At 35.7% G+C, this 13,223-nt stretch carries 8 protein-coding genes; 1 reads left to right on the top strand and 7 read right to left on the bottom strand.

The window, feature by feature from the left end; translation table 11 throughout:
* Positions 1-636: 636 nt before the first annotated feature.
* The 6 genes from J2S19_RS07560 to J2S19_RS07535 all read right to left on the bottom strand — a co-directional run bounded on the left by J2S19_RS07560 (position 637) and on the right by J2S19_RS07535 (position 9,137).
* On the bottom strand, positions 637-1,614 hold the full coding sequence (locus tag J2S19_RS07560; RefSeq protein ID WP_307339536.1) for a carbohydrate kinase family protein: 978 nt from the start codon (positions 1,612-1,614) through the stop codon (positions 637-639).
* 12 nt (positions 1,615-1,626) lie between these two features.
* Positions 1,627-3,093, bottom strand: coding sequence for a glycoside hydrolase family 32 protein (locus tag J2S19_RS07555; protein ID WP_307339534.1), 1,467 nt, complete (start codon positions 3,091-3,093; stop codon positions 1,627-1,629).
* A gap of 35 nt (positions 3,094-3,128) precedes the next feature.
* Positions 3,129-4,556: a sucrose-specific PTS transporter subunit IIBC gene (locus tag J2S19_RS07550; RefSeq protein ID WP_307339531.1), complete on the bottom strand. Its 1,428-nt coding sequence runs from the start codon at positions 4,554-4,556 to the stop codon at positions 3,129-3,131.
* 319 nt (positions 4,557-4,875) lie between these two features.
* Complete coding sequence (locus tag J2S19_RS07545) at positions 4,876-5,859, bottom strand: LacI family DNA-binding transcriptional regulator (RefSeq protein ID WP_307339528.1); 984 nt, start codon at positions 5,857-5,859, stop codon at positions 4,876-4,878.
* A 152-nt stretch (positions 5,860-6,011) separates the two neighbouring features.
* Positions 6,012-7,373 (bottom strand): aspartate kinase, encoded by a 1,362-nt coding sequence (locus J2S19_RS07540; protein ID WP_307339526.1) that lies wholly within the window; start codon positions 7,371-7,373, stop codon positions 6,012-6,014.
* Between the two features lie 537 nt (positions 7,374-7,910).
* Entirely contained in the window at positions 7,911-9,137 is a 1,227-nt protein-coding gene (locus J2S19_RS07535; protein ID WP_307339523.1) for an MFS transporter, read from the bottom strand.
* A gap of 437 nt (positions 9,138-9,574) precedes the next feature.
* On the opposite strand from J2S19_RS07535, the gene J2S19_RS07530 reads away from it, so the two are divergent.
* Positions 9,575-11,239: a glutamine--tRNA ligase/YqeY domain fusion protein gene (locus J2S19_RS07530; RefSeq protein ID WP_307339520.1), complete on the top strand. Its 1,665-nt coding sequence runs from the start codon at positions 9,575-9,577 to the stop codon at positions 11,237-11,239.
* 176 nt (positions 11,240-11,415) lie between these two features.
* Here the strand turns inward: J2S19_RS07530 and J2S19_RS07525 are convergent, their stop codons facing one another.
* Positions 11,416-13,209, bottom strand: a complete 1,794-nt coding sequence (locus J2S19_RS07525; protein WP_307339517.1) for a sensor histidine kinase — start codon at positions 13,207-13,209, stop codon at positions 11,416-11,418.
* Positions 13,210-13,223: the final 14 nt, after the last annotated feature.

Below are 13,223 nucleotides of genomic sequence, written 5' to 3'. Positions count from 1 at the left end.
AATATTTCATTACATAATGATGACATGGGTTTTAGTGGTTGAGCCTCTTAACTTGAAGTCATATTCTTAGAGATTGTTCTGATTATTACTATTCTTTTACAGGGTATTTAGTGAAACCTCTAGGCTCATGTTGGACCTTTTGGTGAGAGGTCAAGACCATACAAGTATTTACACTGTGTAAGTACACCAATCACAACTTTAAATTGTAATACTTTCATCTTATCAATCGACAATACAATTACTACATTTTGTAATATAACAATGTCTTCATATTAACGTCCGTACCACACTACCCAATACGTCCAAGCGATAGAATTGAAAACATGTTCAAGTCTTGCTTGTAGCCCTCTGTATGTGCATTCTTTTTCATCAAAACACAATCATAGTAAGAAATTCGCCATTCCTCAATAATAAAAAAGGCCTAACCTCAAAAATTGAAGTTAGGCCATGGAAAGACTAGTTATTTTCTCCCATTTACCAATCATATATAGAAAGTAATTCATTTATTAAATCATTTTTTCATTCATATTAAAGCAACAAACAAATAAATCAACGACTGCTAGACGTTAATCTTCATTATATTAACATATTTACAACATGAAAACAAAGGATTTCACTAAAAACATATTATCATTTCTATACCTTTTGAGAGGCAATAAATTTATTAATCTCTTCTATCATTGGAAGTGAAGAGATCGCTCCCTTTCCTGTCGTTGTCAGCGCTCCGCTAGCATTAGCAAATTCCAGTATTTGCTGATGCTCTTGCTCTAGTACTGTAATCAAATTCACGTCAGTTACCCCATACTCTAGCAACTTGTACAGAAAGCTACCAATAAACGCATCCCCTGCACCTGTTGTATCTTCTACATCAACTTGAAAGCCCTCTGTTGAGTAACTTTTACCGTTTACAAATAATGATGCTCCATCTGCACCCTTTGTATAAATAACTGCTTTAACATCTCCAACAAATAAGGATTGAATTGCTTCAGATTCTGATGATATCCCTGTTATAAATGACAATTCCTCATCTGAAATTTTAACAATTGTTGAAAGTGGGATAAATTCATTTATCGTCTTCCTGCATTCTTCATGGTCTTCCCACAACGGTAAACGGACATTCGGATCAAAGCTAATTATAGCTCCATTTTTCTTAGCTGCTCTAATCGCTTTTAGATGGGCATATTTCATTGGACTTTCAACCAAATCAACGGAACAAAAGTGAAGGATGTCACCATGATGGAACCATGAATCTTTAACTTCAGCTTCAGTTAATAATAAATCTGCAGATGGTTTTCGATAAAATGAAAAATCCCTTTCTCCATTTTCCTTTAAGGAAACAAAGGCTAATGCTGTATTAGCCTCATTTGTACGGAACACAAAGTCAGTATTCACACCGACATTTTGTAACGTTTCGATAAGAAAATCACCAAACGCATCGACTCCTAGCTTCGTAATCATCGATGAGTTACCGCCCAATTTTGAAACTGCAGCAGCGACATTAGCTGGAGCACCACCTGGAGCTTTTTCAAAACTAGTAACATCCTTTAATGCGATACCTTTTTGCTCTGGTATAAAATCAATGAGTACTTCACCAATTGAAAATAAAGTAGACAATTTCATCACCTCTTATATTAAGTCCCACTTCTCAACCGTTACTGTTGCATGGCCTCCGTTTACATAGAATCTTATTTCATCACTCTCTGGTTTCGGAAAGATTCTACTAGTAAAAACTTCTTCGCCATCATTTATAAATATTTCCACAGATGATGTATCGACGAATAATTGAATTTTTTTTACATCTCCATTAATCAAACATGAACGTGAAGTCCCAAATTCCTCTCCAAAAGACTTACCTGATAAACTACGGTCCAATTTAATTTTGTTTTCTTCTTTATTATACTCAAGGACGGTTTTTTCTTCAGCACTGGCCCGAAATTCAATTCCAAAGGATGCTGCACTCATATCCTGTAATTCACAAATTAGCTCAAAATGAGTTCCCGTTAATTCATTTTGAACATCATGATGAATCGTTTTCGCAAAACCTGACTTTTCTTTTCGAGACTTCGTAAGTTCAGCAACTGGTTTCTGAATGAGTCGGTCATCTTTCAATTGTAGTTCTCTAGGAATAGTTAGGCAATGTGCCCATCCATTTTCATCTGTTGGATATTCGATTTCGGGCAACCCCATCCAACCTACAAGCAATCTTCTACCATCAGGAGCCTTCATTGTCTGTGGCGCGTAAAAGTCAAAACCGCGGTCAAGTTCATGAAATTTCTTATGGGTAAATCTCCTTTGTTCAATATCTAACGTTTCCCCAACGAGATAACCAGATTGATAGATATTATGATAACGATCCCCCTCAGGTTCTAATCCTTGAGGTGAAAATAGCAGAATTCCCTTATCATCTAACTCGAAGTAATCAGGGCATTCCCACATATATCCAAACTGTTTTAAGTCTGTTTCAACTTCACCTAAAAAGTCCCAGCTTAATAAATCCTTTGATTCGTATAGGACAACACATCCTGATTCATCTAGTCTTTGGGCACCGATTACAGCATAATACGTACCATTTAATTCCCATACTTTAGGATCTCTAAAATGGTCAGTGTATCCTATTGGGACTTCAGAAATAACTGGAGTTGGGTACTTTGTTATCTTCCCCTCTTTATCTAACATTGCCATTGCCTGATAAGGTTTTCTTACCCAATTTTCGTCTCTTGTATTACCTGTATACATTAAGTACAGCTTGTCATCCTTTACGATTCCACTGCCGGAATATGCTCCGTGACTGTCAAATTCCTTATTTGGTTTGATTGCCACGCCAACATTCTCCCAATGAACTAAATCAGTAGATTTTGTATGATACCAATATTTTAATCCATGCACCGGTCCTAAAGGAAACCATTGATAAAACAAGTGGTATTCACCGTTAAAATAAGAAAAACCATTTGGATCATTTAATAGCCCAGTAGGTGGCTGTATATGAAAGGTTTGTCTCCACTGACAACTCTCTACTTTCATTTTAAGTGATGACAGCGTCTCCTGACTTACCTCTTCTATTCTTTTATATCTATTTTCCCTCGTCCATTCCATTAGTAATTCTCCTTCAATTACGTCTAAGTATGCAATTATTTAGCATCTTTCTTTGCCGCTCTTTTCCCTAATACTACTGTCACAATGAATGCAACAACACAGGAAATAAGCATACCAATCACATAATGAATAATTGTTCCAGGTTTAATAGAAATTATACCCGGTAAACCAGCAGCTCCTAAAGCAACTGATTTCACATGAAATATTGCAATATAGCCTGATGCGACAGCTGAACCAACAATTGCTCCTATAAACGGATATCGGAGTTTTAAATTCACACCGAAAAGAGCTGGCTCAGTGATACCTAACAATGCCGAAATTCCTGCTGCAGATGCAACTCCCTTTGTTTTTGCATCGCGAACAATCATTAATACCGCTAATGTTGCTGCACCTTGGGCTACATTAGACATTGCAGCGACAGGGAAAATAAATGATCCACCTGATTTTACAAGATCAGCAAGCAATTGTGTTTCTACTGCAATAAAACTATGGTGCATACCAGTAATAACGATTGGTGCGTATGCTAATCCAAATACAGCTGAACCTATAAAGCCTGTAGTATCATAAAGCCAGATTAAGCCATCAGATAATAGATTCCCTGCTGTTCTCGTGATTGGTCCTACAAGTGTAAACGTTAATAAGCCCGTTATAAAAATTGAAAGTAAAGGCGTTAGTAAATTGTCCAATGCAGAAGGTGTAATTTTCCTAATGTTAACTTCAAGTTTTGCTAGAATATATGAAGCTACTAAAACAGGTAAAACAGTACCTTGGTATCCGATCTTCGCAATTTCATATCCAAATAAGTTCCAAACTGGTATGTTGCCACTCGTCACAGCATCACCGTATGAATAACCGTTAAGTAAATCTGGGTGAACCATTAACATACCGAGTGTAGCACCCAAAAATGGATTTCCACCAAATCTTTTCGTTGCAGAAAAACCAATTAGAATAGGTAAAAACACAAATGCTGCATTTGCAAATGTATTAATTAACGAGGCCAAATCTGCTAATTGTGGGTTTGCAGCTACTAACGACATACCATCTACAAATAAATCCTCTGCTGTTAGCAAGTTATTTAATCCCATTAATAAACCACCTGCTACGATTGCAGGAATGATTGGAACAAAAATGTCAGATAGCATTTTGACAAAACGCTGAATCGGATTCATTTTTTTCGTACCAGCTTGACTCACTTCTTTTGTCGACATCTCACCCATACCTGATAATTTTGAAAGCTCGTTATATACTTGATTAACAATTCCTGCTCCTAAAATAATCTGATACTGACCACCAGTTGAAAATGTACCCTTAACAATATCCATTTCATCTAACTTTTTCTGGTCTACCTTTGTCTCATCATTTAATACAAGGCGTAATCTTGTTGCACAATGTGCCGCAGCTGAAAGGTTTTCTTTCCCTCCAATTGCATCATAAATTTCTTTAGCAGTTTGTGAATACTCCATTCTTCTCCACCCTTTATATTATTTTAGAACCGGTTCCATTTTCCTGTAAAAAGAAATGCTTTTTTCGCAATCGAAATATTGGTCAACTAAGTTTGTCGATTACTGGGAAAGGCAAACCTGACTTATGTCTCGCCTTACCCTACATACCGAAAGAGCCTTGTAATCCGCTTCAACCAGCCCTTTATATCGCTAGCACAATGACTATTACCGTATAGCAAAGGATCATAAATTAATATAAAATTATTTTCGGTACCGGTTCCATTTAACTGAAAAAGATTAACCGATATTGGAATCGGTTTCAACCAAAATTATATTCACGTTAGCGAATTTTGTCAACACTTTCCCTTATGACAAGTTCCGTTTTCGACATTGTCAGCTTATGTATTTCTTCGTTATTAATAAGTTTGATGATATTTTTTGCTGCCGTCAACCCCGCCTCCTTGTAATAATATTGTACAGTTGTAATGCTTGGGTGCGTTATTTCTGTTATATCATACCCACCAAAGCCTGTTATTGAGAGGTCATCTGGTACTTTTAATCCTTTCAACTGAGCTGCTTTTAGTATACCTAATGCTATATTATCTGTAGCACATACAATAATTGTCGGTTTATACGTTTCGTAAAGATAGTCAAATTTTTTCATTGCCTCCTTCAAATCAAAATCTGTTTCAGCAAAATGCACTGCACATTTCGCATCATAGGTGGCTCTTTTAAATCCTTTTTTCCGCTTAACCCCTACTGCTATGTCTTCTTCTGATACACCTAAGTAAACAATATTTGAATGGCCTTGACCAATCACATATTTCCCAATTTCAAACCCAGCATGTTCATCATCATGAATCAAACTGTAGCATTCCTCTGATTGCTGACCGACTAGTATAACAGGGATGTTTACTTTGTTTAATGCATCTAAATGTCTTTCAGTAACTTTTGTTGCCAACAGTATAAGGCCAGCTACCTTTTGGTTTGCTAAACTATAAATACTATCGATTTCTCTATTTAAATCCTGACTTGTATTTGATATAAGCAGTTGATATTCTGAATCCTTCAGTTCTTCATCAATACCAATTAACGTTTGCGCTGTAGCGAACGAATTTAGCCTAGGTACAATCGTCCCAATAATATTCGTTTTCTTCGCTTTTAAGCTTCTCGCAAACGTATTTGGCACATAACCTGTTTCAGTTATAACTGTTTCAATTTTCAGCTTTGTTTTTGCACTTACTGATCCCCCATTTAAGTATCTTGAAACAGTACTCTTTGCAACACCAGCCAGCTTTGCAATCTCTCCAATAGTCTTAGTCAATGTCAAACACTCCAACTCTTTAGGAAGCAGGGGGACGGTTCTCCTGCTTCCTTTCGTCATTAAAAGGGAAGCAGAAGAACCGTCCCCGCGCTTCCCATTCTAACAAAAAAACGCTAGGTATTCACCTAACGTTTTTATTATATGAGATTAAATTAGACCGGTACAGCGACAAAAAATTCATTGTATAATGCACGAACAGCGTGTTTCTCTTGAGGTTCTTTTACACCAAACATCATACTTACTTCTGAAGACCCTTGGTTTATCATTTCAATATTAACCCCTGCATTTGCTAGAGCTTTCGCAGCACGAGCGGTCGTTCCAACATTGTGGCGCATGCCTTCTCCTACAACCATGATGAGGACAAGATTGTGTTCAATGATGACTTCATCTGCATGAAGCTCCTCCATAATCCGCTTTGTGATTGCCTCTTCTATCACATCGTCCATTTGATTTTGTCTAAGAATGACAGTTACATCATCGATTCCCGATGGAATATGTTCATATGTTAATCCGAAGTCTTCTAATATTTGTAACAATTTACGGCCAAAACCAATTTCTCTATTCATTAAATATTTACTTATATAAATGCTGCAAAATCCTTTATCACTTGCAATGCCAATTACAGGACCATTCGTATTAGCACGTTCGTTTACGATTCTTGTTCCCGGTGCAGATGGATTATTCGTATTTTTCACATTAACAGGAATACCTGCTCTGAATGCAGGAATAAGTGCTTCATCATGGAAAACTGAAAATCCTGCATAGGATAATTCACGCATTTCACGATAAGTAAGTTCACTAATTTCTTTAGGGTTTTGCACAATCGTCGGATTCACTGAATACACTGCATCGACGTCAGTAAAGTTTTCATAAAGGTCAGCTTTCACACCATTTGCAAGGATCGATCCAGTTATATCTGAGCCACTTCTTGAAAAAGTCAATACTTCGCCTGACTTATTATATCCAAAGAAACCAGGGAACACGATAATTCCATCTCTTTCACGTAGCTTATATAAATTTTCATATGATTCTGGTAACACTTGAGCATTTCCTGGCTCATCAGAGACAATTAACCCTGCTTCTTTAGGGCTAACATATTGTGCTGTGATGCCGCAATGCTGAAAATAAGCAGCGATTAACTTTGCATTATTATCCTCACCACTTGCTTTAATCGCATCTAAATATCTTTCAGGCTTGCTTTTATCACCATTTAACAGAGCTTGTAAGTCGTTTGAAATTGTCTCAACTACCTTTAATGAGATTTTTAATTCTTTCGCGATACTTGCATAGCGTTCAATAATTGTTTCAAATAGTTTATCTGCATTTTCTCCTGCTAAATATTTTTCCGCACAGTCGATAAGTAAATCTGTTACTTTAATATCATCTGAAAAGCGTTTTCCCGGAGCTGAGACAACTACAACCTTTCTCTCTGGGTCAGAAACAACAATTTGAAATACCTTCTTAAGCTGTTCTCCCGATGCTAATGAAGAACCCCCAAACTTAACAACCTTCATTTCTACAACTCCTACTATTTTAAATTTTCAGTCAAAATTTAGTTTTAATTATCTCTTTTTTCTATAAAATAATCAAGATCTTTCTTTCTTACATGTACAATTGTCTACATCACGCGGACGGAGGCGTGATATATTATTGTATTTGTTTATCAAAAATTATTAATAAGTCACTAAATACCATAAAAAAGTCTTATCTCATTAGAAATAATAAATTCACTTTAATTGTGAACAGAATGAATGTCAATCTTTATTTAGTATATGTATATCTATGTCCTAACTAAGCTAAAATTTTCATTCACAATTCTCGTAATGGATACAGAACAAAAGCTCAGGGCGCCTGATCAGCCTAGGGCAATAAAGACGCTAATGATTAAAAGACGTTCCTTGTCTTCAATTTATTAGTGGCTAGACCTTAGAGGGGCTGGGCGCAGGTTCTGGATGTCAAAGCGTTTATCCACAGTAGAAGAATTTTTTAATTTCCCAGACTATAAAAAAAGAAACTCTCACTCGTACATTTGAAAGAGAGTTCCTTCTATATTACATATTTGCCTTAATGTTATTTTGAGCCTGTTGTTTTAAAACGAGTGGTAAAATAATAGCTACACCAATTATCATACATACAGCTGAAATTTGATATGAAGTCATCAAGCCTAAAAATTGTTTTAAAATTCCTGCCGATCCCATCATTATAACCATTGCCCCCATAAATAGTGGTGTCATAATACCATTGACGCGTCCTACGTAAGTTTCTTCAGCATTTTTAAGAATCATCGTATTGATACTGATCTGCACAGCAGGAATTAAAAGCCCTGAGAAAAATTGGGCAGTTAATGTAAGACCCAAATTTGTTGAAAAACCGATTATTGAAATCATCATCGCATTAATAAGCATACCAGCAGCTAGCATACGAATTGGGGTAACGGTTTTTGACAATAGTAATGCGAGACCACCTCCGATGACCATTCCTACACCGTTAACGACCATAAACCATTGAACAAATTCTTTATCCAATTGCAGCTGTTGTGTCACAATAAAGATTCCTAATGGTTGGATTAACCCAAGTGCGAGACCCGCAACAAAAAAATTAGCTCCTAGAATTGTCAAAAAGCGATTGTTTAATACATACCGAAACCCTTGCACTAATTCCTGAATGACAGTTGTTTGTTCTTGTTCTTTTTTTACTTCTTTATCTGCTGGAAGGAACATAAGAGCCATTGCTGATAGCAGGAACATAATACCAGTTATCATAATCGAAACAGTGATGCCGAAGTTACTATAGACTACAGTTCCAATAACTGGACCAATGATCATAAATAATGCAAACATCGTCTGATACATAGACATCCCCATTTGTAGCTGTGATTCAGGGACATGAACTTTAAATAATTTCATACCAGATGGTTGTGAAAATTGTGAGAGAATTGAAGAAATTAACATTGCAAAAAAGACGACTTGCCACGATCCTAATACAAGCGTTAGAAGTACTGCAAAAACAGAAATTGCACTTAAAATATCACACCATACCATTGTTCTTTTTGGTTTCCAACGGTCAGCGAAAGTTCCGCCAATTATCGAGAACACAAAGATAGGTGCATACTCTGCTACAGATATTAATGATACCGCAAACGGATCCTCATTCGTTTGTTCCATTACAAATAATAAAACTGCAAAATTCCTTATCCATATACCAAGTTGTAAAAAAAGTCCGGAAATTAAAATCGCCTGTACAAATCGATTTCTTAAAAAGCTAGTTTCACCACTCATTTTTCTCCCCCATTAACCTCTCAATGTTTAGCTAACATAACATTTTGCAAAACTATAAATGACGTCGATTCTTTTAATAAAAATTAACACACCCTATATCATAATTATACAACATCCAAAAAATTCCTCTTTAAAGATTATTAACTTTCTAAATTTTTTTGTAAGTCTAGTACCTGTAGAGTTAATTTATTGGCACATTCACTATTTATTTAATGAAGGAATTGTTGACTTCAAAACGTTTAAACGTATCCCTATTATCTAAATAGTATAAAATTTAACTTTATGTACAAAATGAGTTATCATGCAATTAGATAAATTTCCGTATAGAAATTTAACGTTTCCTACAACTATTGGTATAATGGAAAACAGAACTTATTTACATAATCATTTAGATAAGAACACGAAATCATCTATATAAATGAAAGGTATGATATGAATTGGACAACTCCTCAAACTTTATAAGAACGATTATGAAAGAGGATCTTGAATCTGGTAAACGGAACAACGTATATACTCGTTTTCCCCCTGAACCAAATGGATACTTACATATTGGTCATGCAAAGTCAATTGTTATTAATTTTGGGCTAGCAGATGACTTTAATGGAAAAACAAACTTAAGATTTGATGACACAAACCCATTAAAAGAAGATAGCGAGTATGTTGAAGCGATAAAAGAAGATGTTGCATGGCTCGGATATAATTGGGATGGGTTATTCTTTGCCTCTGATTACTTCGAAGAAATGTATAGTCGCGCGATTCTTCTTATCAAAAAAGGAAAAGCGTACGTCGATGATTTATCAGCAGATGAAATTAGACAATATCGTGGAACATTAACCGAACCAGGTAAGGAGAGTCCTTATCGCAACCGCTCGATAGAGGAAAATCTTGTTTTGTTTGAAAAAATGCGTAAAGGTGAATTTGAAAACGGTGAAAAGGTATTACGTGCAAAAATTGATATGTCTTCTCCAAATATCAATTTACGTGACCCTGTTCTTTATCGTGTATCACATGCAACCCATCATAATACTGGTGATGCTTGGTGTATTTATCCGATGTACGCATTTGCTCACCCACTTGAAGATGCAATTGAAGGGATTACTCATTCATTATGTACGACCGAATTTGAAGACCAACGTCCACTTTATAACTGGGTTATCGAAGAATGTGAAATGGAGAATAAACCACAGCAAATAGAGTTTGGCCGTTTAGGAATTACAAATACAGTAATGAGTAAACGAAAATTAAAACAGCTCGTTGATGAAAACTTTGTTGATGGTTGGGATGATCCGAGGATGCCTACAATTTCAGGTTTACGTAGGAAAGGGTATACACCGGAATCCATCCGTGAATTTGTAAAAGAAACGGGTGTATCAAAAGGATCAGGTCTTGTTGATGAGGCTATGTTAGAGCATTTCGTGCGGGAAGATTTAAAGTTAAAAGCACCACGAACAATGGGGATATTGAAACCTTTAAAGGTTGTGATTACAAACTATCCAGAAGGACAATCTGAAATGCTTGATGCAGAAATTAATCCAGAAGTACCGGAAATGGGGGTACGCCAAATCCCATTCTCACGTGAAATCTATATCGAACAAGAGGATTTTATGGAGAATCCTCCAAAGAAATATTTCCGACTATTCCCTGGAAACGAAGTACGCCTCAAACATGCATATTTCATTAAATGTGAAGATGTGATTAAAGATGCAGACGGGAATATTGTAGAAATTCATTGCACGTATGACCCTGAAACAAAAAGTGGTTCAGGTTTCACTGGCCGAAAAGTAAAAGGAACGATCCATTGGGTAGATGCTAACGAAGCACTACCAGCTGAATTCAGACTTTACGAACCACTTATTCTTGACAACAAAGAAGATAGTGAAACTGTTGATAAGGAAGAAAAAACATTCCTTGATTATGTGAATGAAAACTCATTAGAGGTTTTACAAGGCTTTGTTGAACCGAATATGAAAGGTGTTCAACCACATGATAAGTTCCAATTCTTCCGTCATGGATACTTTAATGTAGATCCAAAGCACTCAAATAATGAAAAAATCGTCTTTAACCGTATTGTTTCTTTAAAAAGCTCGTTTAAATTAAAGTAATATATTTAATTTATGTAGAATAACAATAAATTTGTTCCGGTGGGAAACTCCACTTGTACTTTCACAAAAATAGATAAGACGAACATCTCATATTTAACACAGTACCTAGTTGTTTATCAAGACAATAAAAAAGAGAGACTGCGTGCAATCAGGTTTCCTGAAAGTAGCAGTCTCTTTTATGTAACCGGAAGTTTTATTAGAAACGTAGCACCATGTTTTGTACTTTCGATTAATTCAATCGTGCCTTTATGGTTTTCGATGATTCTTTTTACGATCATCAGGCCCAGACCTGTGCCATTTTCCTTCGAAGTGGAGAATGGTTCAAACAATGTTTTCACCATCGGTCTTGTAATTCCCGGTCCACTGTCCATTATATATATATTGTAATAATCACCTGTAATTTCTGAAGTAACGCCTATATTTCCTACTCCACCCATTGCTTCTATACTATTGCGGAATAAATTATGAAATACTTGCTTGATTTGTTTAACATCTACTTTAATTTTTTTGCGAATTAATTGTATATCAAAAGATATATCCTCAGTTGATTCAACGATAAGAGGGAGGAATTCCTCTAATATATCCTGTATGTATACTTCTTTTCGAATCGGCGCCCCTGGTTTCGATGTTAAGAGCATTTCTTCAATAATAAAATTAATTCGCTCGATTTCCTTCATGATTAAAGGAATATGGTATTCCTGCTTAGATGCATCAGATAATGATTGGTTCATGAGTGCTAAAAACCCTTGAACTACTGCTAAAGGATTCCGTATTTCATGTGCAGCATCTGCAGCCATCTCACCAACAAGTGCAAGCTTTTCAGATTGGTGTATTCGTTGTTCAAGTTCCTCAGTCTCAGTTATATCAAGAAAATGGACAATGCAGCCAATTTTCTCATCATATTGACCGACTAATTCGACTTTCGACACAAGTAAGCGCTTCTTTTCCTCATTACGTACAAAAGCTACTTTTCTATTTTGGAACGATATATTTCTGAAGAGCATCTCCCAGAACTCACCATTTACACCGTTTCCCTGTGTTTTAACAATATTTGAAACCTGTTGCTCATTCATGCCAGTAATTTTTTTTGCAAAACTATTTAATGATACTTCATCGGTATCCTCATTTAGCGTAATAACTCCAACTGATAATGAATTCAAAATTTGCTCACGATAAATTTTATCATGTAAAATAGTCTTGAATGACTCCTCTAACCGTTTCGACATTTGGTTAATTGACTCTGTTAACTGTCTAAGCTCCATTTGATTATCAATTAACGGTACTGTCAGGCCATATTTTCCATTTGCTATGTTGTCTACTTTATTAATCATCGTGACGATTGGTTTTGTAAAACTAGCACTCATCCGATATGCAACAAGGATTGAAAAAAATATTGCACCAAGTGTAAGTAAGATTAACAACCATAGAGAGGCCTTAATAATTTTCGAAAATGAATTCGTTTGTCCGTTCAACTTTTGCAATGAAGTTTCTCGTAATTGCTCTAGCTCTTCATTAATTTTTGAGAGATTAGGAAGATATTCCGATTCAACATAGTCCATTGCCCCACTATAATCATTGTATTCTAATAACCCTTGTATATTATTCGCAATTTCAAAATCCAGTAAATCGATATCGTTTTTTATATTCTTCAAAGAAGCAGGTAATACCTCTTCATTAATATTTTGGTTAGTCTCGTCTTCGTAAGCTTGATAATCTTTTATTAAACTGCAGCATAAATTATAGTTCAACGAATTTTTAACGATGTGCTCTTTAACAGTTAGTTCTTCAGAAAATTGTGCGATCGAAAGTAATTCAGGGATGTTCTTCCGTTCAATCGTATTACTTACTCTTGAAACATCCTCAATCGTTTGAACAAGAATTAAAGAAAAACTCCCAAAGACTAACGTAATAAAGAGGAGGACTGTGATAATTTTTAGCCGTAAGGACATATTTCTTACTATGGTTTTCATCACAATCCCCCTTT

This window comes from Metabacillus malikii (genome assembly GCF_030813355.1).
Lineage (GTDB): Bacteria > Bacillota > Bacilli > Bacillales > Bacillaceae > Metabacillus > Metabacillus malikii.
The sequence above is the reverse complement of the archived record's forward strand: the minus strand, read 5'-3'. Positions and strand labels throughout refer to the sequence as shown.

Coding starts and splice junctions, on each gene's coding strand:
- J2S19_RS07525 (WP_307339517.1), bottom strand. CDS start 13,209: ATGAAAACCATAGTAAGAAATATGTCCTTACGGCTAAAAATTATCACA.
- J2S19_RS07535 (WP_307339523.1), bottom strand. CDS start 9,137: ATGAGTGGTGAAACTAGCTTTTTAAGAAATCGATTTGTACAGGCGATT.
- J2S19_RS07555 (WP_307339534.1), bottom strand. CDS start 3,093: ATGGAATGGACGAGGGAAAATAGATATAAAAGAATAGAAGAGGTAAGT.
- J2S19_RS07550 (WP_307339531.1), bottom strand. CDS start 4,556: ATGGAGTATTCACAAACTGCTAAAGAAATTTATGATGCAATTGGAGGG.
- J2S19_RS07540 (WP_307339526.1), bottom strand. CDS start 7,373: ATGAAGGTTGTTAAGTTTGGGGGTTCTTCATTAGCATCGGGAGAACAG.